This is a genomic window from Achromobacter sp. K91, from assembly GCF_003576205.1.
GTDB classification, from domain to species: domain Bacteria; phylum Pseudomonadota; class Gammaproteobacteria; order Burkholderiales; family Burkholderiaceae_B; genus Achromobacter; species Achromobacter aegrifaciens.
This window is the reverse complement of record NZ_QWFB01000020.1, coordinates 62,654-84,091: the sequence shown is the minus strand read 5'-3', so window position 1 is coordinate 84,091 and position 21,438 is coordinate 62,654. Positions and strand designations below refer to the sequence as shown.

The 21,438-nt window shown below is 66.7% G+C and carries 26 protein-coding genes; 9 read left to right on the top strand and 17 right to left on the bottom strand.

What is annotated here, in order from left to right; genetic code table 11:
- The first annotated feature begins 13 nt into the window (after positions 1 to 13).
- The 5 genes from DXK93_RS05505 (at position 14) to DXK93_RS05485 (ending at position 2,222) form a co-directional block, all read left to right on the top strand.
- Positions 14 to 334 (top strand): BON domain-containing protein, encoded by a 321-nt coding sequence (locus DXK93_RS05505; RefSeq protein WP_054453503.1) that lies wholly within the window; start codon positions 14 to 16, stop codon positions 332 to 334.
- A 93-nt stretch (positions 335 to 427) separates the two neighbouring features.
- Entirely contained in the window at positions 428 to 703 is a 276-nt protein-coding gene (locus DXK93_RS05500) for a hypothetical protein (protein ID WP_119449580.1), read from the top strand.
- Positions 704 to 738: 35 nt separating this feature from the next.
- Complete coding sequence (locus DXK93_RS05495; RefSeq protein ID WP_119449579.1) at positions 739 to 1,248, top strand: CinA family protein; 510 nt, start codon at positions 739 to 741, stop codon at positions 1,246 to 1,248.
- 86 nt (positions 1,249 to 1,334) lie between these two features.
- Positions 1,335 to 1,895: a DUF4142 domain-containing protein gene (locus DXK93_RS05490; protein ID WP_119449578.1), complete on the top strand. Its 561-nt coding sequence runs from the start codon at positions 1,335 to 1,337 to the stop codon at positions 1,893 to 1,895.
- A 93-nt stretch (positions 1,896 to 1,988) separates the two neighbouring features.
- Positions 1,989 to 2,222, top strand: coding sequence for a hypothetical protein (locus DXK93_RS05485; RefSeq protein ID WP_054453510.1), 234 nt, complete (start codon positions 1,989 to 1,991; stop codon positions 2,220 to 2,222).
- Positions 2,223 to 2,225: 3 nt separating this feature from the next.
- Here DXK93_RS05485 and DXK93_RS05480 read toward each other — a convergent pair whose 3' ends face one another.
- Positions 2,226 to 2,429, bottom strand: coding sequence for a hypothetical protein (locus DXK93_RS05480; protein ID WP_054453512.1), 204 nt, complete (start codon positions 2,427 to 2,429; stop codon positions 2,226 to 2,228).
- Between the two features lie 111 nt (positions 2,430 to 2,540).
- Here DXK93_RS05480 and DXK93_RS05475 point away from each other — a divergent pair, with 111 nt between their 5' ends.
- Entirely contained in the window at positions 2,541 to 3,626 is a 1,086-nt protein-coding gene (locus DXK93_RS05475; RefSeq protein ID WP_119449577.1) for a mechanosensitive ion channel family protein, read from the top strand.
- Here DXK93_RS05475 and DXK93_RS05470 read toward each other — a convergent pair.
- From DXK93_RS05470 to DXK93_RS05445, 6 genes are all read right to left on the bottom strand, one after another.
- A complete protein-coding gene (locus DXK93_RS05470; protein WP_158598547.1) occupies positions 3,623 to 5,377 on the bottom strand; it encodes a hypothetical protein in 1,755 nt (584 codons plus the stop codon). The genes DXK93_RS05475 and DXK93_RS05470 overlap by 4 nt on opposite strands.
- A 145-nt stretch (positions 5,378 to 5,522) precedes the next feature.
- The gene (locus DXK93_RS05465; RefSeq protein ID WP_054453518.1) at positions 5,523 to 5,921 is read right to left on the bottom strand and encodes a PRC-barrel domain-containing protein; all 399 of its coding nucleotides are present in this window, start codon (positions 5,919 to 5,921) and stop codon (positions 5,523 to 5,525) included.
- Between the two features lie 56 nt (positions 5,922 to 5,977).
- Positions 5,978 to 6,307 (bottom strand): four-helix bundle copper-binding protein, encoded by a 330-nt coding sequence (locus DXK93_RS05460; RefSeq protein WP_119449605.1) that lies wholly within the window; start codon positions 6,305 to 6,307, stop codon positions 5,978 to 5,980.
- A gap of 67 nt (positions 6,308 to 6,374) precedes the next feature.
- A complete protein-coding gene (locus DXK93_RS05455; protein WP_119449575.1) occupies positions 6,375 to 6,716 on the bottom strand; it encodes a hypothetical protein in 342 nt (113 codons plus the stop codon).
- 4 nt (positions 6,717 to 6,720) lie between these two features.
- Entirely contained in the window at positions 6,721 to 9,258 is a 2,538-nt protein-coding gene (locus tag DXK93_RS05450) for a cbb3-type cytochrome c oxidase subunit I (RefSeq protein ID WP_119449574.1), read from the bottom strand.
- Positions 9,258 to 10,223, bottom strand: a complete 966-nt coding sequence (locus tag DXK93_RS05445; protein ID WP_119449573.1) for a cytochrome c oxidase subunit II — start codon at positions 10,221 to 10,223, stop codon at positions 9,258 to 9,260. Before DXK93_RS05445 ends, DXK93_RS05450 begins: the two co-directional genes overlap by 1 nt.
- Positions 10,224 to 10,301: 78 nt before the next feature.
- Between DXK93_RS05445 and DXK93_RS32485 the strand changes: the two genes are divergently transcribed.
- Positions 10,302 to 10,781: a cytochrome c family protein gene (locus DXK93_RS32485; protein WP_119449604.1), complete on the top strand. Its 480-nt coding sequence runs from the start codon at positions 10,302 to 10,304 to the stop codon at positions 10,779 to 10,781.
- A gap of 16 nt (positions 10,782 to 10,797) precedes the next feature.
- On the top strand, positions 10,798 to 11,643 hold the full coding sequence (locus DXK93_RS05435) for a c-type cytochrome (RefSeq protein WP_119449572.1): 846 nt from the start codon (positions 10,798 to 10,800) through the stop codon (positions 11,641 to 11,643).
- 64 nt (positions 11,644 to 11,707) lie between these two features.
- On the opposite strand, the gene DXK93_RS05430 is transcribed toward DXK93_RS05435, so the two are convergent.
- Positions 11,708 to 11,887, bottom strand: coding sequence for a hypothetical protein (locus DXK93_RS05430; protein ID WP_119449571.1), 180 nt, complete (start codon positions 11,885 to 11,887; stop codon positions 11,708 to 11,710).
- A 106-nt stretch (positions 11,888 to 11,993) separates the two neighbouring features.
- Here DXK93_RS05430 and DXK93_RS05425 point away from each other — a divergent pair, with 106 nt between their 5' ends.
- Positions 11,994 to 12,524: a DUF421 domain-containing protein gene (locus DXK93_RS05425; RefSeq protein WP_119449570.1), complete on the top strand. Its 531-nt coding sequence runs from the start codon at positions 11,994 to 11,996 to the stop codon at positions 12,522 to 12,524.
- Positions 12,525 to 12,582: 58 nt separating this feature from the next.
- Here DXK93_RS05425 and DXK93_RS05420 read toward each other — a convergent pair whose 3' ends face one another.
- Genes DXK93_RS05420 through DXK93_RS05380 form a run of 9 tightly spaced genes read right to left on the bottom strand, consistent with a single transcriptional unit; the run spans position 12,583 to position 21,428 of the window.
- Entirely contained in the window at positions 12,583 to 13,212 is a 630-nt protein-coding gene (locus tag DXK93_RS05420) for a UdgX family uracil-DNA binding protein (protein ID WP_119449569.1), read from the bottom strand.
- A 10-nt stretch (positions 13,213 to 13,222) separates the two neighbouring features.
- On the bottom strand, positions 13,223 to 14,263 hold the full coding sequence (locus DXK93_RS05415; RefSeq protein ID WP_370126340.1) for a UDP-glucuronic acid decarboxylase family protein: 1,041 nt from the start codon (positions 14,261 to 14,263) through the stop codon (positions 13,223 to 13,225).
- Complete coding sequence (locus DXK93_RS05410; RefSeq protein ID WP_119449568.1) at positions 14,260 to 15,234, bottom strand: glycosyltransferase; 975 nt, start codon at positions 15,232 to 15,234, stop codon at positions 14,260 to 14,262. The genes DXK93_RS05415 and DXK93_RS05410 overlap by 4 nt, the downstream gene beginning before the upstream one ends.
- The gene (locus DXK93_RS05405; protein ID WP_119449567.1) at positions 15,231 to 16,292 is read right to left on the bottom strand and encodes a glycosyltransferase family 9 protein; all 1,062 of its coding nucleotides are present in this window, start codon (positions 16,290 to 16,292) and stop codon (positions 15,231 to 15,233) included. Before DXK93_RS05405 ends, DXK93_RS05410 begins: the two co-directional genes overlap by 4 nt.
- On the bottom strand, positions 16,289 to 17,278 hold the full coding sequence (locus DXK93_RS05400) for a glycosyltransferase family 2 protein (protein WP_119449566.1): 990 nt from the start codon (positions 17,276 to 17,278) through the stop codon (positions 16,289 to 16,291). Before DXK93_RS05400 ends, DXK93_RS05405 begins: the two co-directional genes overlap by 4 nt.
- Positions 17,275 to 19,011, bottom strand: coding sequence for a carbamoyltransferase C-terminal domain-containing protein (locus DXK93_RS05395; RefSeq protein ID WP_119449565.1), 1,737 nt, complete (start codon positions 19,009 to 19,011; stop codon positions 17,275 to 17,277). The genes DXK93_RS05400 and DXK93_RS05395 overlap by 4 nt, the downstream gene beginning before the upstream one ends.
- Positions 18,999 to 20,117, bottom strand: a complete 1,119-nt coding sequence (locus tag DXK93_RS05390; RefSeq protein WP_119449564.1) for a glycosyltransferase family 9 protein — start codon at positions 20,115 to 20,117, stop codon at positions 18,999 to 19,001. Before DXK93_RS05390 ends, DXK93_RS05395 begins: the two co-directional genes overlap by 13 nt.
- 1 nt (position 20,118) lies before the next feature.
- Positions 20,119 to 20,709 (bottom strand): HAD-IIIA family hydrolase, encoded by a 591-nt coding sequence (locus DXK93_RS05385; RefSeq protein WP_119449563.1) that lies wholly within the window; start codon positions 20,707 to 20,709, stop codon positions 20,119 to 20,121.
- Positions 20,700 to 21,428: an SDR family oxidoreductase gene (locus tag DXK93_RS05380; protein WP_119449562.1), complete on the bottom strand. Its 729-nt coding sequence runs from the start codon at positions 21,426 to 21,428 to the stop codon at positions 20,700 to 20,702. The genes DXK93_RS05385 and DXK93_RS05380 overlap by 10 nt, the downstream gene beginning before the upstream one ends.
- Between the last annotated feature and the right edge of the window lie 10 nt (positions 21,429 to 21,438).

Here is a 21,438-nt window from a genome sequence, read left to right as displayed (position 1 = left end):
AGGAGCACTATCCATGGTCAGAAAATCCATAGTTCACGGCCTGGGCGCAGCAATGCTCGCCTTGGCGCTGGCAGGCTGCGCGGCGCAGGACGGCCATCGCAGCACGGGCCAGTACACCGATGACGTCACTACCACGGCGCGCGTGCGGGAGGCGTTGCTGAAGACGCCCAATTTACGGTCCAACACCATACAGGTTGAAACCTACCAGGGCGTGGTCCAGCTCAGCGGCTTTGCCGACAACGAAGACAGCGCGGCCTCCGCCGTCGGTGCGGCCCGGGGCGTGGCGGGCGTGAAGGAGATCCGCAACAACATCCAGGTGCGAAATCCGCAGTAATGCGCGGCGGCGCTCGGGAGGACGGGCCAGCCGGGCACGCGGCTTGCTGCGCAACGTCTCATAGAGCCCATTGCAGCGCTACGGAGAATCATCATGCCTGGCACGCCCGTCAACTCCCTGCCCGATCCCGAGACCGATCCCTCCCCCCGCCCCGACCTGGGTCCCAGCGATTCGTCGGACTCGGCCAGCGACCTGCCTCAGGATCTGGTCCATACCGATAGCGATGCTCAAGGCACAGGCGACCGCGAAAGCGCCAACCCGCGCGACCGCGACCACGAAGGCGCCGACATAGGCGCGGACCGGGTCACCGATGCAGACCATGCCGGCGTATCGCGCAAGCCGCCCGACCCGGTGCGCAACGGCGGCTAGGCCAGGCGATCCTCAACCGGAAAGCGCCATCCGCCATGGACGCGATCGAACGGGTTGCCGCGTACATGCATGAACACGCCCTGACGCTGGTCACGGCGGAATCATGCACGGCCGGCCTCATCGCCGCCACGCTGGCGGATGTGGCGGGCGCCGGTTCGCTGCTGGACTGCGCATTCGTGGTCTATTCCCCGCAGGCAAAGATGCGTTGCCTTGGGGTGACGCCCGCGACCCTGGCGCGACATAACCTCACGAGCGAGCCGGTAGCGCGGGAGATGGCGCTGGGCGCATCGCGGCAAAGCCCGGCGCTGATCGCCATTTCCAATACAGGCGTCACCGACTCGGTCGACGACGACATTCCCGCTGGCACGCAGTGCTATGCCTGGGTCTTCAAGGCGGGCCAGGCCGATGCCGCGCCGGCAATCTACGCCGAAACCCGGCGCTTCTCCGGCAACCGCAACGGCATACGCCTGGCCAGCGCCCGCTATGCCCTGCAGCGTCTGGTGGAGTACCACGCCGAACTGACGGGCAAGCCCAAGCCCCGCTGAAGTCGCTGACGGGCGGGAACAGCGATTGCTGGTGGCTGCAGGCTCCCACCCATAACGGCGCACCGCGCCCAAATCTGGAGGTTTCCATGAAAACCCGCTATCTGACCGCCACGATCCTCGCCTCGCTGACGTTGGCTGCCGCCCATGCTGCGCAGGCGCAAACCGCGCCCGCCGCGCCTCCCACGGCCGCGGCAGCGAAACTGGACAGCGCCGACCGGGACTTCCTGGAGAACGCAGCCCAGGCCGGCCACCTGGAAGTCGCTGGCAGCAAGCTCGCTCTTGAAAAAGCCCGCGATCCGGACGTGAAGGCGTTTGCCCAGAAAATGATCGACGACCACGGCAAGGCCGGCCAGCAATTGGCCACACTTGCGCAAGGCAAGGGTTATCAGGCGCCGACCGAACCCTCGCTGGTGCAGCAGGCAAAACTGAAGGCGCTGGGCTTGCGCGACGACAGCTTCGACAAGGCCTATGTGGACGAGATTGGCGTATCCGCGCACCAGGACGCGGTGAAGCTCTTCGAGAAAGCCTCGAACGACGTGAAGGATCCCGACGTCAAGCAATTCGCGATCGAGACCCTGCCGGTGCTGCAACAACACCTGGAAATGGCGACAGCCATGCAGCAACGCCTGGATGCCGCCAAGAAATAGGAGTCTTCCCCGAGATTTGGATACCAGCGAAGGAACAGATGCGCATACCTGCGGGCGCATCTGCAACCAGTGCGCTTGCTGCGGAACATGCATATGGATCGCGAGGAACTATTGGCACAAATGATCGCCACGCCAGCGGTCGACCGGGACTTCCATGACTGGCCCGAGGTGCTGGCCAACTATGCGGAATGCCTGATGGCGCTGCAGCCCAGGCTGCAGCCCGAAGAGCTGGAAAGGCTGATACGGGTTGGCGCGGATTTCTATCGCACGCTGGCGCGCGCCGAACAATATCGGCACGCGTCAGTCTGGGACGAACCGCAGCCGTAACGCTCAACCATAGGAGCCATATGAGCGCCTGTGGTACGCCTCCCTGACGTAGCGCTTGAGTTCTGCCTCAACTGAAGAGACGGCGGCAGCTGGTTCCGCCTGCGGATCGAGCAAGCGCCGCGCTGCTTCGAGCGTGCGCCGCGCCCTCAGTTCACCTTCGCTCAAGATCTCGGCGGGCGCCGCCGTCGTATCGCGCTCTTTGTCCATGACGCTGCTCCTGAAGGCGGGCGGAATGCCGCCGCCTCGCTATCAGCAAACCACGTGCCCGCGCGGACGGCACGGCAATTGCTGCGTTGCGGCTTTCCTCCAGGAGACGGCATGCTCGCAAACTGGCTGCCTGAGGTCCGGGGCCTTTCGGACCATCCGCTGATGCTTTGGGCATTGGCGCTGACGGCGGGCGCCGCGTTGTTCTTCGCGCTGAGCGCCGCCTTGCGGATCACGCGGTCGCGGCTGCGGCAGCGCGCCGACACGCCAGGCCATCCTCTTGCGCGTTCGGTCTCCGAGGTCCTGCGGCGCACCAACAGTGTCATTTTGCTGTTGCTGTCCATCCTGATCGGCGCCGAATTCATCGGCGCCCCACTGCCCTGGAGCGCGGGCAAAGCCCAGCATCTTTGGTTCGTGCTGCTGACGCTTCAGCTCGCCCTGTGGCTCGACCGGGCAGTCGAGGTGGGACTCGATCATGCACTGGCCGCGCGCGGCCAGGTCAATGCCGTCACCGCCACCTTGTTCCGGTTCCTGCTGCGCACGCTGGTTGCCGTCATCGCCCTGCTGGCCATGCTGGACAATCTGGGCGTGAACATCACCGCGCTGGTGGCCAGCCTGGGCATCGGCGGCGTCGCCGTCGCGCTGGCGGTCCAGACCATACTGAGCGATCTGTTCGCCTCGATCTCGATCGGGCTCGACAAGCCCTTCGAGGCTGGGGATTTCATCGTCTTCGGACAGGTGGCGGGCAGCATCGAGCACGTGGGCCTGAAGACGACGCGCATCCGCAGCCTGGGCGGCGAACAGATCGTGTGTTCCAACACGGAGCTGCTCAAGCAGACCATCCAGAACTACAAGCGGATGCAGCAACGGCGCATCATCTTCACCGTCCGCATCACCTACATGACGCCGGTGGACCGCGCCGCCACCGTGCCGGAGCTGATCCGACAGCAGATCGAACGCCAATCCGGCACCCGCTACGACCGGGCGCACCTGGCCCGTTTCGGCGATAACGCGCTGGAGTACGAAGCCGTCTACTACGTCATGACAGCGGACTACAACCGCTACATGGACATACAACAGGAGATCAACCTGGGCATCATGCGCGAGCTGGACACGGCAGGCATCGCGCTGGCGCTCCCCGAACGCATCGTGCACCTGCCGGCGCCCGCCCGGCAGGACGCCGATGAGCAAGCCGGCTAGCGGAGCGCCGGTGGGACCAACGCGCGGTCCAGCAGCGCGGCCAGGCGGGCGAGCCCGGCCTCCACCGGCCCCGAGATGTGCACGCGCAAGCACGGCCGGCCCCGCGAGGCCAACTCTTCCATGTCGCCCAAGGCCTGCGCACGCTGCATGGCGGCGAAACCCAGGGCGTGGCCGGGCGCTTCCAGCTCCTCCCCGGCGTCCGCGGTAATGAACAGGAATCGTCCGCCCGCGGGGCCGCCCTTGTGCAGCTGGCCTATGGAATGCAGGTAGCGCGGACCGAACCCGACCATGGTTGCAGCGCCGGTCGCCTGGCGCAGCCGGCAGCGCATCCCGGCGAGGCGCGCGTCATGGACCGGATTCCGGGCGACATAGGCCAGCAGCGACACGTAGTCGCCCTGATCCATTCCCGCAAAATACGACGCCAGCAGCTCGATCGCGGTCGCCCCCTCGGCCTCGCCATGGAAGGCCAGCGCGCCTTCGATCAGCCGGGGCATAAGGTCGGCTACGCCGATGCCGGCTTCGTGGCGCGCCGCCAGGGCCTGCGTGCGCGCCTTGCTGGCTTCCACGTCCGGCTGATCGAACGGATTGACGCGCAGCACGGCGGCGGCCACGGCGGTGGCCATTTCCCAACGAAAGAACTCCTGGCCGAGCGACTGGGCAGACGGCAGTTCGCAACGCGCCACCGGGAATCCCGCAGCGGCCAGCCGCCGCATGCGCGTGTCCAGCTCGGCGCCGGGCGTATCGCTGCGCGCAAGATGGACGAACATGCGGTCGCGGCCATAATCGCACGCATCCCCGGCCGGCTCGTGGGCCACGGGAATGATGCCCCGCCCATTCTTGCCGGTGGATTCGGCCAGCAATTGCTCGAGCCAACACCCCACGTACTCCAGCCCGGGCGCGGCCAGGATGGTGAGCTTGTTGCGGCCGTCCAATGCTGCCTCGCCCAGCAGCGCTCCCAGAAGCAACCCCGGATTGGTGCGCGCCTGGGCCTGCGCCGCACATGCCCGCACCATGGGGCGGGCGCTGCGCAGGAATTCCGCTGGATCGTGCCCCAGCAGCGCCAGCGCGACCAGTCCGAAGGGCGACAGCACGGAGTTGCGCCCGCCCACGGACGGCTCGCCCTCGAAGGCGGCGGCATAACCGTCCGTCCGCGCGCGGTCCAGCATCGGAGACCCCGGATCGGTAATGGCGACAAAGCGCTGCCCCGCTTCCTGCCGTCCAAGCCGCCGCGCCACCTGTTCATGGAAGTAGGCAGCGAGCATGCGCGATTCCAGGGTCGATCCGGACTTGCTGCAGACGACAAACAGGCAACGCGTGAGATCCACCGCGGACTGCACCGCGCGCACCTGGGCCGCGTCGGTGGAGTCCAGCACGTGCAGGCGCAAGCCTCCGCTGGCCACGCCCAGCGTGCGGGCCAGCGCCTCCGCGCCGAGGCTGGCGCCCCCCATGCCCAGCAACACCGCATCCGAGAACCCGGCCACGCACAACCTGCGGCAGATTGCCGTCATGCGGCCGAGCGCCCGGGGCGCCATGCCCGGTTGCAGCCAACCCAGCCAGCGATCCTCATCGGTCCCGGTCCACAGCGTGGCGTCGCGTTGCCACAGACGCGCCATCCAGGCTTCGTTTTCGGCTTGCTCGATACGCTGGCGGATACGCGCGGCCAGACCGGCCGGCGCCTGGAAGCTGAAGCCGTTGAGCGCCGCCTGACGGCCCAGGGAGACAGGGGCTCGTTCGCCGTGGCGTCTTCCCAAAAACCGGGCCGGGCGTATTGCCTGAACAGCATCGTGGGTAAGAGGAGTATGCATGGGAAGGGCCGGCCGACCGGCATGGGAAGAAGAAAGGGAAAAAAATGGAGGGGAAAAAGGGCGGCTCGCGGCCGCCCTCCCGAGCTGCGCCCTACCAGTAGGGATCCTGGTTGTAGTACTTGTGCACGCTCAACGCCCAGCTTTCGTCCGCCATCCTGGGCCAGTCGTCCTTGTCGAAGCCCGGCGCGTTCTTCAAGACCTCCTTGTCGACATTCAGGATGAAGCACTTGCGGTCGGTGTCCAGCGTCAAGGCCGCCCACGGAATCGCGAAGAGCTTGTCGCCCATGCCCAGGATGCCGCCGCGCGACAGCACGGCGTAGGCCACGCGTCCCCGCGGCACGTCGATCATGATGTCCTTGATCGACCCCAGGCTTTCTCCCGAGGCGTTGACGACGTCGTTGCCGTCAAGGGTGTCCGCCGCCATGATCTCGGGGCCAGGCCCGGTCGCGGAATCCTTGGGGCCGCCAACGATATTGGTTTGATGCTCCATACGTCTCTCCTATGCGGGGACCATCCCCACGTTGAACCACGGTCATGGCTGTATCGCTACGCCATTCTTTCGCAGGCCTGCGCGCAACGCTTGCAGGTTTCTTCGCACTCCGTCATGCCGTCCAGGCCGGCACAGCTTTCCGCGCAAGCCCTGCAGATTTCCGCGCATGCGGCGCAAATTCTGCCGTGCTGTTCGATGCCGATGAGCATCGTGTGTGCAGCCGTTCGACAGATCTCGGCGCATGCCAGCATCAGGCGGAAATGCCCCGGCTCGACATGTTCGCCGCCGGCCTCCAGGCAATGCTGCGACGCGGTTTGCAGGCAGCTCCGATAGCAGTCGAGGCAAAGGCGCGTGCAGTCCTCGATTTCCTTGTCATTTCCAGACATCGTGTCCTCCTTGCGTTCGATCCGGGTCGATCTATTCAGCAAGCGCCATGCCCGACCATTCAATGGCTCAACCGCAAGGCGACGCCGAGAACACCGGCAGGATCTCCCATGCGATCGCCACCGCGGAAAGCGCGCAGAGCATCCCGGTAAGCCTGGCGTGGAACTGCGGCAGGCCGTGCTGCCGGACGCGCCCGCGCTGATGCCGGCAGACCGCGGCCATGGCGGCCACGGCCAGCGCGCTGGCGGCCAGGATGATCCATGACGACGCGGGCAGCCCAAGCGCAAAGTCTGCCTGCGCGTGGCGCGCGCACGCGATGGCGTTGACCGCATAGATGAGCAGGTAGTGGGCCAGCCAGATCACCGGCCCCGCGACCAGAAGCAGCAACTCCAGCCAGGCGCGTCTTTTCATGGCGCTAGCCCGCCAGCCGCGGAAAGGCGTGGATCAGGCCCATGCCCAACAGGCCCTGCGCCACGCTGTAGTGCCAAAGGATGGCGGTGCTGTCAAAACAGGATCTGCGGGCCAGGCTGAGCCTGCCCGCCACGGACCGCGCGATCGTGAACAGGCCCATCAGGCCGCAGAACGCCACGAAGGCGGCCTGCCAGCCGACCAAGGCGTAGACCGAGGCTTCGTAGGCCGATGCCTGGGGCCGCAGGCCTGCCTGCCAGTGCGCCAGCGCCTCCAGGCCGACCGCTGCCGCCATCGATGTGATCGCCAGCGCAATGCTCCATCTCAGTCGGCTGCGCCTGCCCTGCCGCAATCCACGCCCGGCCAGGACCAGGAGCGCGGAGGATCCGGCCAGGAGCGCTGCCGACATCCAAGGCCAGGACAGGCCGCTGCCCACTGGCGACCATTTCCCCGGTGATGCCGTCCACAGGAACAGATAGGAGAAGACCAGCGAACCGAAAATGCTCGCGCACACCATCACCAGCATGATCATGGCCCACCAGGAATGCGCGCCGCTGCCCGCGCAAGTCAAGGGCAGCCGCAATCCCGCGCCGATGTCCACGTCCATCCTGTCCGGTCCCGTGTCAGCATCCCAGAGCCAGCGCCACAAGGACACGATCGCCAATAGCCCGAAAGCCCCCGCCAGCATGGGCAGCTTGAAGGTCAGCAACAGGAAGAAGCCCGCCGTGCCCAAGGCCGCAAGCAGCGGCGACCATGCCGGGCCAGGCAGCGCCAGCACGTAATCCGGCTCGGCGTCCACCGCGCTCGTCACCAGCGTGGAACGCAGGCCGGCGGGAGCATGGGGCAGGAAATGGCGGCCCGCCTCCACCTCCGCCGCCAGGCCCGGCTGGTCCCACAAGGGCTCGCGGCTGGTGATCCGCGGCACGCTACGCACGCCGTAGGCATCAGTGGGCAGCCATTCCAGCGTGCCGGCGCCCCACACATTGCCCGCTCCCGAACCCAGGGTGGGGCGGAAATTGCGGATCAGGTCGACCAGGAAAACCAGCACGCCAGCCGCGATGAAGTAGGCGCCGACGGTGGAAGCAAGATTCAGGGCGTTCCATCCCTGGCTGTCCGCATAGGTGTACACCCGCCTGGGCATGCCAGCCAGGCCGGTGAAATGCATTGGAAAGAAGGCGAGATTGAATCCCGCGAACATCAGCCAGAAAGACCAGCGGCCCAGCCGTTCGGACAGCGCGCGGGTACTGATGAAGGGCATCCAGTAGTAAAACGCGGCGAACAGCGGAAACACCATTCCGCCGAACAGCACATAGTGCAGGTGGGCAACTACAAAGTAGGTATCGTGCACTTGCAGGTCGAACGGGATGACGGCCACCATGACACCCGTCAGCCCGCCCAGCACGAAAGTGAAGAAGAACCCCAGGATGAAGAGCATGGGCGTCTTCAGCGGCCGCAGCCGCGTCGCGGCGGCAATCGTGGCGATCCAGGCGAATACCTGCATGGCCGTGGGCACCGATACCGCCATGCTGGCGGCCGACGCGAAGCTCAGCGAAAGCGGCGGAATGCCCGTGGCGTACATATGGTGCACCCACAGCCCGAAACTGAGAAACCCGGTGCCCACCACGGCCGCCACCACCAGCGGGTATCCCACCAGGCGCGCGCCAGTCATGGCCGGAATGATCATCGACACCATCCCGGCCGCCGGCAGGAAAATGATGTAGACCTCCGGGTGCCCGAAGAACCAGAACAGGTGCTGCCACAATAATGGCGCGCCGCCTCGCTCGACGATGAAAAACGGCATGTCGAAGGCCCGCTCCAGTTCCAGCAGCATGGTGGCGACGATGACAGCGGGAAACGCAATGATCACCATGCCGCAGAACACCAGCATCACCCAGGCGTAGACCGGCATCCTGTCCAGCGTCATGCCTGGGGCCCGCGTGCGCAGTATGCCCACGGCCAGTTCGATGGCTCCCGCGATGGCCGAGATCTCGATGAATCCTATGCCCAACAGCCACAGGTCCGCATTGAGGGCCGGCGAGTACGCGGCGCTCGTGAGCGGCGGATACATGAACCAGCCCCCATCCGGCGCCAGTCCCGCGAAGATGCTGCAAAAGAAGACCAGGCCGCCGATTGCGTAAGCCCAATATGCGTAGGCCGACAGGCGCGGAAACGGCAGATCGCGCGCGCCCAGCATGTTCGGCAGCAGCAACACCGCCACCGCCTCCACGGCTGGCACGGCAAACAGAAACATCATCACCGTGCCGTGCATGGTGAACAGCTGGTTGTACAGCGCATGCCCTACCAGCGGGTTGTCCGGCACGGCCAACTGCGTACGCATGATCAGCGCCAGCACGCCCGCCAGCAGAAAGAACAGCAGGGCCGTGCCGATGTAGAGCAGGCCGATGGACGTGTTGTTGACGACAGTCAGCGCGCGCCAGCCGGTGGGACGCCGCCATGCGCGTTGCAAGCTCTCAAGTTCTCCGTCCGGCCGCGGGAGCGGATTTGGAAGCTGGCTCGACCCGGAGGAAGGCTGGGAATCCGCCATTACTTCAGTGAACCAAGATAGCCGGCCACGGCGCGCAGTTCTTCCCCGGACAGATGGCCGAAGGCAGGCATGAGGTTTCCCGGTTTAATGTGCTGGCTACCCGCGATCCAGCCCGCCAAAGCGCCTGCATCATTGGATATGGCGCCTGCCAACCGCGGCCGGGTAGCGACGTGGGTCAGATCCGGCCCCAGGGAGCCCGCTGCCCGTGTGCCCCGCACGGCATGGCATTGCGCGCAGTCGCGCTGGAAGACCGCGGCGCCCGCCTGCAATGTTGCGGGCGGCTCGGCCGCAGGCGCGCGCTGCGCCGCCAACCATGCGCTGAAATCCGCGGGAGGCAACGCCTGCACGTCGAACTGCATCTTGGCATGCTGCGCGCCGCAATACTCCGCGCATACGCCACGGAACGCGCCGGGCTCGCGCGCCATCAAGCGCAGGCGGTTCACCCTCCCGGGAACCAGGTCCAGCTTTCCTGCCAGCGCGGGCACCCAGAAGCTGTGGATGACATTGGCGGAACTCAGCAGGATCTCCACCGGCGCGCCAACGGGAATGCGTATGTCGTTCGCCGTTTCGAACAGCAGCGCGCCCGTTTCGTCCCGATAGCGCACCCGCCACCACCAAAGCTCCCCTGCTACCTCGATGCGGATTGCAGTGTCGGGCCCGCGGGCCATGGCGGCCGCGGCCTGCAACGCATAGGCAAGCAACGCCGTCAGCACGGCGACCGGGAACGCCACGCCGGCCACCACGATCAACGCAGGCCGGCCCAGCGCGCGGCGCATGGGTGCGGACCCGTACATCGCCAACCCCAGCACCACGGCAGCCGCCAGGAAGATCAGCGCTGCGCCCAGGTACAGCACCCAGCCGATTTCTGCGATCCGGGCGGAGTCTTCGCCCCGCGGATCGAGGACGGATTGCAGGCCCGCCCATGGCGCGCCAGGCACCACAGTGGCCAGCAGGAATGGAGGCATGGGAGACATATCCAGGAATACGGCTTGCAGGAACAGCTGCGGCTTACCCGAGCGCCGGGCGGGACGCTTCCGCTCAGCATGCGGCGTGCCTGGCAAGCGCGCCGCGGCACGGAAGTTGCTGAGCAAGCGGGCGTCAGCGTCAACCGGCCCAAACCCTTGTACTTTCCCGCCTGCCCTGCCTCGGCGCTTCTGGGCGCCGCCGCCCTGCTGCTATTGGGCGCATGCGGAGACGACCGGCCGCCGTTGGCGCCTGCCGGTCAGCCTGAACAACTGGAAGGCGCCGACCCCGCGCGCGGCCGGCTCCTGATCTCCCGGCATGGATGCCTTGCGTGCCACACGGTTCCCGGAATGCCCGGCCCGGCAACGCGAGTGGGACCGCCGCTCGATGACGTGCCGCGCCGGGCCTACCTGGGCGGCATATTGCCGAACACGCCAGACAACCTGGCGCGCTGGCTGCTGGATCCACCCGCGATCAATCCCCTCACTGCGATGCCCGCCACGGGGCTGACGCCGGCGCAGGCCAGGGACATTGCGGCCTTCCTGCTGACCCGCCCATGATTTCCCGGAGACCGCCGTGAAAAGCTGGAAAGTCGCCGGCCTGACCGTCCTGGCTTGCGCCGCAGCCGGCGCGGGGCTGGGCGCGGCTGCGGTCTGGTTCGGCTGGTATGACGTCAGCGCCACCGGCTCGCACACCTTGCCCGTGCATGAGTTGCTGGAGGCAGCGCAGACCCGTTCGGTGCAGCGCCGCTCAGCGAACGTGCAGGTCCCCGGATTGAACGCGCCGCGCATGGCACGCGACGGATACGCGCTTTACCAGAAACATTGCGTCCAATGCCACGGCGCCCCAGGAGTCGCACCCGAACCGTATGCGCTGGGGCTGAACCCGGCACCCGCCGCATTGGTCGCGACCGCCAGGGACCGCAGCGCGGCCGATATCTTCTGGATCATTCAGCAAGGCATCAAGATGACGGGCATGCCTGCCTGGCAGTACCGGCTGACGGATGCCGAAATCTGGAACATTGTCGCGTTCATGCGCGTGCTGCCGGCCCTGTCGCCGGCCGACTACAGGACCTGGGGGACGACTCAGGAATCGGCGCCGCCGGCCAAGCCCGCGCAGACCGTGGCGCCCGTGGGCGATCCCGCAGCCGGGCGCGCGGCGCTGCAGCAGTATCTTTGCGCCACTTGCCACGCCATCCCTGGAGTGGCGGGCGCGCGCCATCACGTGGGGCCTGCGTTGGGCGGTATCTCGCAACGCCCCTACATCGCGGGCGGCGTGCCCAACACCCCGGCCAATCTGGAACGCTGGCTGCGCGACCCGGCAGCGGTAAAGCCCGGCTCCGCCATGCCGGATCTCGGTTTGAACGAACAGGATGCGCGCGACATCGCGGCGTTTCTCTACACACTGCCGCCCGCGGACTAGCCGCGCGCAAAGCGTCGCACCCCGCGCCGTGCAAGCGGCCGCGGCAGGGTATGCCGCGACAAGCTCAGCCCTTGCTGCGCGCCCCGCCCCCCCGGTTGCGCCGGCTTTGCTGATCCTGTCCGGTGCCTATCTGGCTGACATGGCCCTCCTTCTTGGTCCGGTGCTGCTCATCGCGGTGGCTGGCCTGCAGTTCGCGGTCGGTATCGTCGGTTGACGGGTTGGGCTTGCTGTCTTTGGGTTTCATGGCGGGCCTCCTTGGAATGGACCGGATCCCTCAGCAAATGCCATGCCCCGGTCGCAATCGCGCTGGCCTTGCCTGAGCGCGGCACGGCGCTTGCTAGGGCAAGGCCATGGAAAAATTCGCCGAAATCTTCGCGCTACAGGCGGGCTTTGTCGAGATGATCATCCGCGGCACCACGATGTACTGGGTGCTGTACGCCTTGTTGCGAATCTCCGGCCGGCGCGACATGGGCTCCCTGGGCATGGCGGACATGCTCGTGCTGGTCCTGGTGGCCGACGCCGCCGGCAACGCCATGTCGGGCGATTCGTACTCCATGGGCGACGGCATCATCGTGGTCGCCACGATAGTGGGCTGGAGCTACCTCCTGGACCGGCTGAGCTACTACGTCCCTCCTTTGCGCCGCCTGCTGGAGCCGCAGCGGGTCTGCCTGATCAAGTCCGGAAAAGTGCTGGTGCATGGGCTGCGAAAAGAACACATCACACGCAGCGAGCTGATGGAGCAGCTGCGGCTCAAAGGCGTGGCGAACCTGGCGGAAGTCGACAGGGCCTATCTCGAGGCCACGGGCGAGTTCAGCGTGATCCGCATGCGCGAACGCCCCAGGACGACGGGCGCGTCCACGCTGGAGGAGGAAGAGTCCTGAATCGGTATTTTTTTCCGACGCACCCAGGCCGGGCTTCCGGGGCGGGCGCTTGCGCCGCCTACTTCCCGCCGGCCAGTTTGCGCGCCCGCTGCAACGCATCGACGATCGTTCCGTAAGCGGCTTGCCGGCCCCTTGCATCCGGATTGCGCAAGGCATAGGACGGGTGGTAGGCCGCCAGCACCGGTATGGAGTCACGCGCCAGGGTCTGGCCCAAGGCCGCAGCAAGCGTCTGACTGCGATCGCGCAGTACGGCGCCCAGCGCCGTCGCTCCCAGGGCGATGATGACCCGGGGGCGCACATCTTCGATCTCCCTGTCCAGCCAATAGCTGCAAGCCTGGATTTCGCTCTGGGCGGGCGACTTGTGCATGCGGCGCTTGCCGCGCAGCTGCCATTTGAAGTGCTTGACGGCATTGGTCACGTACACCACGGCGCGCTCCACCCCGGCCTGCGCCAGTGCTTTGTCCAGCAGGGCGCCGGCCGGACCGACGAAGGGCAGCCCTGCCAGGTCTTCCTTGTCGCCTGGCTGTTCTCCCACCAACATGATGGCCGCGTGGCCGGCGCCCGCACCGGGCACCGCCTGCGTAGCGTTGCGCCACAAGCCGCAACGGCGGCAAGCCTTCAGCGTCCGCGGCTTCTGTCCGGGGATGATGTCGTCCGGGTCGGCATCGGAGGGATCGGCTTCTTTCATGGCGTTTTTCCTAGCCTCGCACAGCGGCGCCCAACGCGGCGGGATGCGCCTCGGCCGCCAGCCCTGCCCGCCAGCGCCGCCCCCCTTGCGCCAGACTCCGTGCCGCGCTGAAATAGGCCACGGTGCGCGCCAGGCCTTCGGCCGGATCAATCTGCGGAGACCAGCCCAGGCAGCGCCTGGCCAGCGATATATCGGGACAGCGTTGCATCGGATCGTCCAAGGGCAGATTCCGGTGCACCAGCGGAACTTGCGCGCCGGTCAGCTCACGCACCATGTCCGCCATTTCCAGCATCGTCAATTCAGCGGGGTTGCCCAAATTGACGGGACGGCCGACCGCCGCGGGGCTTTCCATCAACCGTACCAGTCCGTCGATCAAGTCGTCCACATAGCAGAACGAACGCGTCTGCATGCCGTCGCCGTAAATGGTGAGCGGCTCGCCCGCCAGCGCCTGCACGATGAAGTTGGACACCACGCGCCCGTCGTCCGGCGCCATATGGGGCCCATACGTGTTGAAGATGCGGGCGATCTTCACCACCACGCCCTCATGCCGGGCGTACTCCATGAATATGGTCTCCGCGCAGCGTTTGCCCTCGTCGTAGCAGGAACGCGGCCCCACCGGGTTGACATGTCCCCAGTACCCTTCCCTTTGCGGATGTTCCAGCGGATCTCCGTAGACCTCGCTGGTCGACGCCTGCAGCACGCACGCGCCGCAGCGCCGCGCCAACTCCAGCAATTGCATCGAGCCCAGCACGCAGGTGCGCAAAGTCCTCAATGGATCGGCCTGGTAATGCACTGGCGACGCTGGACAGGCCAGGTTGTAGATGCGGTCGACCGCGATATCCGCGAGAGGCGCCACGATATCGTGGCGCAAGACCGAAAAGCGCGGATGCGAAGCAAGCCCGGCGAGATTGCAGGCGCGCCCCGTCTGGAAATTGTCCACGCACAAGACATCCCAGCCATCTGCCAGTAGACGCGCGCAGAGGTTCGAACCCAGGAAACCGGCTCCGCCTGCAACCAGCGCCCGGCCCGTTCGTACAGTATCGTCCATCATGCTGCCTCCAGTATCGTGTCGAACACGTTCATCCAATCGCGGACAAAGCGTTCCATGCCGAAACGCTCCAGCGCAGTCTGTCTCCCCGCGGCGCCCCAGGAACGCGCGAGTCCGGGCTCGCGCAGGAGCTGGCGCGCCACCTCGACCAGACGGTCCTGCCGCGTGTCCACGTAACCGTTCTCGCCGTTCCGGATCACCGTGGGCAATTCGGTTGCCGCGTAGCCCACCACCGGCACGCCGCAAAGCATGGCCTCCACCAGCGAAAGGCCCAGGCTGGCATAGCGAATGGGGCTGAAAAAGTAGCGGTGACACGCCAGGCATGACGCGACCTCCATGTTGGGGAGCTCTCCCAGGCCGCCCAGCTCCTCGGAGCCCATGCCGATGAGGTCCAGCGGCGTATGCGCGCGGATGGACTCGAAGATATCGCGGCCCAGCCGCCGCCCTCGGCGTGCCAGATGGTTGATCACCGCTATGCCGCGTTCCTGCGAACCGTCATAGGAGGCGCCCGGCGGTGGCACGCCATGCTCGACCACACGCACCGGCATGCTGCCGTTGTCCCACATCGCCGCATTGAACGGCGTCACATGCACGATCAAGCCCCGGTCGTGCGTGAACGGGTGCGGCGTATCCGTGGGATGCGGCTCCGGCGGATTGTGCTCCAGGTAAACGCAGGGCAAAGCGCGCTGCTGGTCGCTGAGCAGCAAGCGCGCGTCCTCGAGGTTCTGCCGCGACTGGTACAGCACACAGTCGAACCGCAACGAGCGCAGGTCCGCGGCCGGAACCTGGGCGACGTTATCGGTCCAGGGGATGCGCTGGCCCAGTACGCCATAGCCGGGCGGGCCTCCGGGCAGTTCCGGAACAATGAAGTCGTGGGGCACGTGGCCCAGCGCATACAGATAGTTGCCATGCACGTGCCAGGTCAGGATGCGCAGGCGCCGGACCGCAGGGTCCGTGGTGAGCGGTGTGATCATGGCGCCGACCTCTCCAGTTGCCTGCGCGCCTGGTCCAGCACCTGCGGCACCATCACGGCCAACGCGCAGGGATGGCCGATGGGACACTCATGAAAGGCGCAAGGGCGGCACGGCGCGCTGGCAGCCAGCACCCGGTGACGCTGGCTATCCAGCGGCGCCCACCGCTGCGCGTCGCTGCCGCAGGCGATGACGACGCTGGGCGCCCCCATCGCGGCCGCCACATGCGAAATGCCAGTGTCATTGCAGATCAGCAGCCGGCAAGCTCCCACCAAGGCGGCCAGGCTTCCCAGGCCGGTCGCGCCGCACAGATCGGCCAGCGGCACGGCGGCCTCCCGCCGCAGCTGGTCGACCATGTCTCTTTCCGCGCTCGTACCCGTCAACGCGACCTGCCAGCCCTGGCCGGCCAAGGACGTCGCCACCCGCGCGTAACGGTCCAACGGCCAACGCCGCGAGGGCAGGCGCGCTCCGATGTGCATGAGCACCAGTCTGGCGGGATCCAGCGCGTGTGCGCGCAGCAGGTATTGCGCAGCGCGCCTGTCCGCCTCCGTACAGCGAAATTCCAGTCGGTCGTCGCTGGCGTCGATCCCAAGATGACGCAACAGCGCCAGATAACGGCGCGGCTCCGGCAGTCCGTCAGGCCAAGCCATGCAAAGCCCCGGAACCTCGCCATTGGCGTCGGGCACGAATCCGCCCCACCTGGCAGCCCCCAGCTTTTGCACCAGCGCGTTCGAGCTGGCCCCGCTGCCATGCAACTGCAGCGCCACGTCGAACCGACGTTGCCGCATTTGCTCGAAGAAGTCGGGCAATTCCTGCGGACTGGCCGGCTGTTCCGGGAACTCGGGTATGCCGGGAAATCGGATCAGTTCATCAACATAGGACTGGAAGCGGTCACGGAATTCCCGCGCCCCTTCCAGCCCGATCAAGGCGATATGCGCTCGCGGAAACGCGCGCCGCAATGCCCGCAACGCGGGCACCGCGCATAGCAGGTCGCCGAGCTGCAAGGCGCGGAACACGGCAATGCTGGCCAGGGGGCGAGAGGAATCAAGCAGCATGGTCATGGCCGGCCCCTTCCAAACCGGAGCAGGCCCACGCAGCGCCACCAGATCGAGAGCAGCGGAATGCAGGCCGACGTGATCGCCAGGTCCGCCACGTCGCGCGCGGAGCGCCGAGTGCCGCGCAGGCGCCGCAGGAAAAAGCGCGTGCTCAGCCCGGCCCAGAGAGCCGCGGCCACGAGCGCAGCGTAAGGACGTCCGAACGCAGCCAACGCGAGGGCGGCCGCCAGCGCCAAGGTCACGAACAGGTAGAAAGGCCAGGCCGTGGATCGAATCCGGCGCCGGTAGAGCAGGGGATACTTGCGGCGCAAGAGCATGTCGAACATCGCCTTTTTCTGCATGCCCAGGCCCGCAACAAACCGGGCCCGCCGCAATGGATGCAGCACGCGCGCGCGCGGCTCGCGCTTCACCACACGGCCGCTGTCCAGCAGCGCGAAATGCAGGTCCGAGTCCTCGCGCCACGCCATCGTATAGCGCGGATCGAAGCCGCCCACCGCCTGCAGCGCCGAGCGCCGCACAAAGCAGTTCGCGGTAATGAACTCGGAGCGAGTCAAGCCGGCCGCGTCGCGCTCGTAATCGTTGGGCGGCTCCGGAATGGGCATTTCGGTGGTTCCGGTCACGGCAGCGATATCCGCCGTCAGTGCACTCACGCCATGGCGCAGCCACTGCGGCTCGGGTATGGTGTCATCGTCGGTAAAAGCTATGATTTCCGCCTTTGCGCTGCGCCAGCCCAGATTGCGCGCACCCGCTGGACCTCGCGTTCCCGCCACCGGCAGATAGCGCAATGCCGGACGGTTGCCCCACGCCTCCCTCAGCAGGTCGACCTGCGCTCGCGTGGCGCTGCTGACGGCGTCGTCGCAAACCAGGACCTCGTAGTCATCGCGCGAGAACTGCTGGCGCGCCAAGGCCCGCAGGCAGCGTTCCAGCAGCGCCGGCCGCCTGAAGGTGGGGACGACCACCGACACCTGGATCGGTTCCGGAATGCCGTTCATCGCGGTTTCTCTATCAGGTACGGTCCGATGACCAGCGCGTCCAGGGGCGAGGTCCAAAAGCACTCGACGGCATCGCGGGGCGTGCAGACCACCGGTTCTCCGCGGGTATTGAAGGAGGTATTCACCAGCACGGGCACGCCCGTCAGGCGCTCGAACGCTGCCAGCAGGTCGTAGTAGCGCGGATTCTGGTCGCGGCGCACCGTCTGCACGCGCGCCGTCCCGTCTATGTGACGGACAGCAGGTATCTGCTGCGCCTTGTGGGCCAGCACGTCATAGACGAACAGCATGAACGGCGCGCAGATCGTCCCTCCCCGCCCGTCGAACCACTCGGACGCCCGCTCTTCGATCACGACGGGCGCGACCGGCCGGAAATCCTCGCGGTCCTTCAGGCCATTCAGCCGCGCCTGCATGGCCCCATCCAGCGGCGAGGCCAGGATGGACCTCGCACCGAGCGCACGCGGGCCGAACTCCATCCGGCCCTGGAACCACCCCAGGATCTTGTCCTGGGCCAGCAACGCCGCGGCTTCACCCGCCACGTCGTCCAGCCGGCGAAAATCCTGCCGCGATCCATACAAAAAGCGCTCGATCTCGTCGTCCGGATAGGACGGACCGAGATAAGCGTCCTCCATCGCCCATTCGCGCTTGCCGCCGCGCCGGTGATAGTCCACATACAACGCGGCGCCCAGCGCCGTGCCCGCGTCGCCGGCCGCCGGCTGAACCCACACGCTTTTGAAGGGGCCGTCACGCGCGATGCGCGCGTTCATCACGCAGTTCAGCGCCACACCGCCCGCCATGCTGAGATTGGCGGCTCCCGTTGCCTCATGCAGCCACTGCACCATATGCAACGCGGTCTCCTCCAGCACGTATTGCAACGAACTTGCGATGTTCTTATGGCGGTCGTCAAAGGGCGCGCCGCGGCGCCTGGCTGGACCAAAGCGTTCCACAAGATTGGCCGGATGCAGTGAGTACCCGCCCGCTTCCTCCAGGTGCAGGATTTCGCGGAATTCATTGCGGAACGCCGGTTTTCCATACGAGCCCAAGGCCATCACCTTGTACTCGTCGCTGGAATGCAGGAACCCGAGATAGCTTGTCACCTCCTCATAAAGCAGTCCGAGCGAATGCGGCAGGTCGATCTGCTTCAACCGCGCATACTCGCCCGCGGAAAAATTGCCGTAGCTGGTGGTGGTTCGCTCTCCCCGTCCGTCCATGGTCAGCACTGCGGATTCCGCGCAAGGCGCCGCCAGGAACGCGCTCGCTTCATGCGACAGGTGATGATCCAGATAGACCCAGCGGTCCATGATGTGCTCCAGCGTCAGGTCGTCGAAGCGCGGGGACTTGAGATGGTGAGGCGCCCCGTCCAGAAGCTGCCTTGGCGCATTCACCAGGTACGACAGGAACAACGGATCCCAGGGCGAACTTCCCTCCTCCGCAACGCCGGCCCGCGCAGGCTCCAGGGGCAATGCGATATCCGCAGGGTGGGGCCGCCCTTCAGCGAGCAGCGCCGGATCGTATGAATAGACGATGTGGTCAACGTCCCGCAGCCTGATTCCCGCGGCCGACAGGCAATAGTCGATCGCGTAGTACGGCAATTGCCAGGTGGTGAACGGGACCGGCCGCTTGCCGTGCTTGACGCGCGTGAACCGTTCTTCCTCCGCCGCCGCCAGCACCACGCCGTCGCGGACCAGGGCGGCGGAGCAATCGTGGTATGCCGCGTTTATGCCTAGAGTAAACATGGGATCTCCTTCATGACGGTGCCCATCGCAGGTCTTGCCGCCCGCGCTTCGGCCAGCAGCTCGCGCGCAGCCTCGGTCACGCGTTCGGGCTTCACCCCGGCGAGGCAGGCCTGATGGCCCAGGGGGCAGACGCTTCGATAGCAGTACTTGCAGGGAACGTCCTGATTCAGCACACGAGAGGACGTCTGCCATGGCGTGTGCTGCGGATTGGTCAGCGCATACAGGTCCACCACGGGCACGCCCAGCGCCGCCGCGATGTGCGCAGGACCGCTGTTGTTGCAGACCATCAGAGCGGCCCCTTCCAGGACGGCGCCCAACTCGCCCAGGGTGAGCTGGTCGGACAGGTCGATCAACCCCGGCAGCAACGGACGGGCATTCATCAACGCTGGGGCCAGCGCCGGGTCCTCATGGCCGCCCAGCAGAAGCATGCGCCGCCCGTCGCCGCGCAAACCGACCAGCGCCTGCATCATCAAGGCAGCGGGATAGCGCCGCGACGGCGCGGTGGCGCCGGCGTGCGCGCAGATCCAGCCTTCCTGCTCGGTCACGCCCTGCTCATGCAGCTTGCGCCGCAAGGACAGCCGGTCTGCCTCGGACACGCAAAACGACATACGGGTGTCGGCGCTGAACGCGCCTACGCTGGCCACCAGGTCCAACTGACGCCGCACCTCGTGGCGTATGCCTGCGTCGGGCTCGGTTTCCCGCTGCCAGTCCGAGATGAGGCGGTAGGGATTCTCGCGGCTGTGGGCCAGCACCCGAGGCACGCCGGCCAGGTGGCACAGCAGCGCCGCAGGCAGCGGACTCTGGCTGTAGGCCGTGAATATGACGGCGGCCTCCGGCCGCAAGGCCTGCAGCCGCCTGATCGCAGCCAGATCGTCCTCTCGCCCCCGGGATGCATTCTTGATCCAGGCCGCGTCATACGCCAGGACGGTATCGATCTCCGGAATGTGCCGCGCCAGCCGGGCCCCGGAGGACGATGTCAGCAAGGACAGCCGTTGGGCGCCGGACTGCTTCAATGCGCGGAAAGCGGGACTGCACATCAGCACATCGCCCATGTTGTCCAGGCGCACGCACAGTACATGCGAGCATTCACGCCATTCGCCGTTCATTTCACGCTCCCTGCGCCGGCTGGCTGCCGTCCAGGGCGGCGACTGCGATGCGCGCGGCCGCGTCCAGGTCCGGCGCTCGGCAATGGGGCATGCGATCGGGTCCTTCCCGCCATTCGGTTTCATGCCCGACGTCGAGCAGGATGCTGCGGCATCCGGCGAGGTTCCCCGCCTCCACGTCATCGAGGATGTCCCCGATGAACCACGACCGCGCGAGGTCAAGATCCAACTCCCGCGCGGCGCGCAGCAGTAGCCCGGGCCGGGGCTTACGGCATTCGCACTGGACCGCGTAGCCTTCGACCACGCCTTCCGGGTGGTGCGGGCACCAATAGAATCCGTCGAGGCGCGCGCCCGCGGCGCCGAACATCGCGGCAAGCTTGGCGTGCACGGCTTCCAGCGCCACGGCGGGAAACAGGCCTTTGGCGACTCCCGGCTGGTTGCTGACAACGACCAGTGGCACCCCCGCCGCAGCCAGCCGCGCCAAGCCGGAAAACGCCTGCGGCGCATAGGCCATGCGGCCGGGGTCGACGTTGTACGGGTCGTCCTCCAGCACGGTCCCATCCTTGTCCAGAAAGACCGCCGGCCTCATGGCCATGACGTTTCCTTCATGGGGAGGACCATCACCTCCGGCACCACCGTCTCGCCCGGCTGGGTCAGCACGAAACGCACGGCGCGCGCCACGTTCGCAGGATCCTGCAGGGTCCCCGTGTCGATGTCGGGGAAACGGTCCAGCAGAAACGGCGTACGCATACCCCCCGCGATGACGGCGCTGACCTTCAGACCCGCGCCGCGCAGCTCCGCATGCAGGGCGTGCGACAGGCCCATCAGCCCCCACTTGCTGGCGTGGTAGGCGCTGGCATTCGGCCAGGCGCGGCGCGCCGCGGTGGACGCGACATTGACGATGTGGCCTCCAGGGCTGAGCCTGTCCTTGCCCAGCTTGGCCATCAGGAAGGGGCCGGTCAGGTTGGTGCGCAGCACCCGTTCCCAGACGTCGGCATCCAGCTTGTCTATGGGCGCAGTGACGTCCACGCCGGCGCTGTTGACGATGGCGTCGAGCTTGCCGAACTGGCGCACCGCTGCGTCCAGTCCGTTCTGCACGTCCGCCACCACCCCCACATCCATGATGCACGCCATCACGTCGGCGCCTTCACGCTTGAGCTTGGCGGCCAGTTCATGGGCGCGCTGCTCGTCGATATCGGCGACGGCCACGCGCGCGCCCTCCGCCGCCAGCATCTCGCACAAGGCCGCTCCCAAGCCGCTGCCGCCCCCCGTCACGATGACGACTCGTCCTTCCAGGCTTTCGAATTCATGCATGCTTCACTCC

Coding starts and splice junctions, on each gene's coding strand:
- DXK93_RS05445 (WP_119449573.1), bottom strand. CDS start 10,223: ATGCCTCCATTCCTGCTGGCCACTGTGGTGCCTGGCGCGCCATGGGCG.
- DXK93_RS05450 (WP_119449574.1), bottom strand. CDS start 9,258: ATGGCGGATTCCCAGCCTTCCTCCGGGTCGAGCCAGCTTCCAAATCCG.
- DXK93_RS05405 (WP_119449567.1), bottom strand. CDS start 16,292: ATGACCATGCTGCTTGATTCCTCTCGCCCCCTGGCCAGCATTGCCGTG.
- DXK93_RS05420 (WP_119449569.1), bottom strand. CDS start 13,212: ATGAAAGAAGCCGATCCCTCCGATGCCGACCCGGACGACATCATCCCC.
- DXK93_RS05490 (WP_119449578.1), top strand. CDS start 1,335: ATGAAAACCCGCTATCTGACCGCCACGATCCTCGCCTCGCTGACGTTG.
- DXK93_RS05430 (WP_119449571.1), bottom strand. CDS start 11,887: ATGAAACCCAAAGACAGCAAGCCCAACCCGTCAACCGACGATACCGAC.
- DXK93_RS05395 (WP_119449565.1), bottom strand. CDS start 19,011: ATGTTTACTCTAGGCATAAACGCGGCATACCACGATTGCTCCGCCGCC.
- DXK93_RS05385 (WP_119449563.1), bottom strand. CDS start 20,709: ATGGCCATGAGGCCGGCGGTCTTTCTGGACAAGGATGGGACCGTGCTG.
- DXK93_RS05475 (WP_119449577.1), top strand. CDS start 2,541: ATGCTCGCAAACTGGCTGCCTGAGGTCCGGGGCCTTTCGGACCATCCG.
- DXK93_RS05415 (WP_370126340.1), bottom strand. CDS start 14,263: ATGATGGACGATACTGTACGAACGGGCCGGGCGCTGGTTGCAGGCGGA.
- DXK93_RS05500 (WP_119449580.1), top strand. CDS start 428: ATGCCTGGCACGCCCGTCAACTCCCTGCCCGATCCCGAGACCGATCCC.
- DXK93_RS05380 (WP_119449562.1), bottom strand. CDS start 21,428: ATGCATGAATTCGAAAGCCTGGAAGGACGAGTCGTCATCGTGACGGGG.
- DXK93_RS05485 (WP_054453510.1), top strand. CDS start 1,989: ATGGATCGCGAGGAACTATTGGCACAAATGATCGCCACGCCAGCGGTC.
- DXK93_RS05410 (WP_119449568.1), bottom strand. CDS start 15,234: ATGATCACACCGCTCACCACGGACCCTGCGGTCCGGCGCCTGCGCATC.
- DXK93_RS05465 (WP_054453518.1), bottom strand. CDS start 5,921: ATGGAGCATCAAACCAATATCGTTGGCGGCCCCAAGGATTCCGCGACC.
- DXK93_RS05505 (WP_054453503.1), top strand. CDS start 14: ATGGTCAGAAAATCCATAGTTCACGGCCTGGGCGCAGCAATGCTCGCC.
- DXK93_RS05460 (WP_119449605.1), bottom strand. CDS start 6,307: ATGTCTGGAAATGACAAGGAAATCGAGGACTGCACGCGCCTTTGCCTC.
- DXK93_RS05455 (WP_119449575.1), bottom strand. CDS start 6,716: ATGAAAAGACGCGCCTGGCTGGAGTTGCTGCTTCTGGTCGCGGGGCCG.
- DXK93_RS05495 (WP_119449579.1), top strand. CDS start 739: ATGGACGCGATCGAACGGGTTGCCGCGTACATGCATGAACACGCCCTG.
- DXK93_RS05425 (WP_119449570.1), top strand. CDS start 11,994: ATGGAAAAATTCGCCGAAATCTTCGCGCTACAGGCGGGCTTTGTCGAG.
- DXK93_RS05400 (WP_119449566.1), bottom strand. CDS start 17,278: ATGAACGGCATTCCGGAACCGATCCAGGTGTCGGTGGTCGTCCCCACC.
- DXK93_RS05390 (WP_119449564.1), bottom strand. CDS start 20,117: ATGAACGGCGAATGGCGTGAATGCTCGCATGTACTGTGCGTGCGCCTG.
- DXK93_RS32485 (WP_119449604.1), top strand. CDS start 10,302: ATGCGGCGTGCCTGGCAAGCGCGCCGCGGCACGGAAGTTGCTGAGCAA.
- DXK93_RS05480 (WP_054453512.1), bottom strand. CDS start 2,429: ATGGACAAAGAGCGCGATACGACGGCGGCGCCCGCCGAGATCTTGAGC.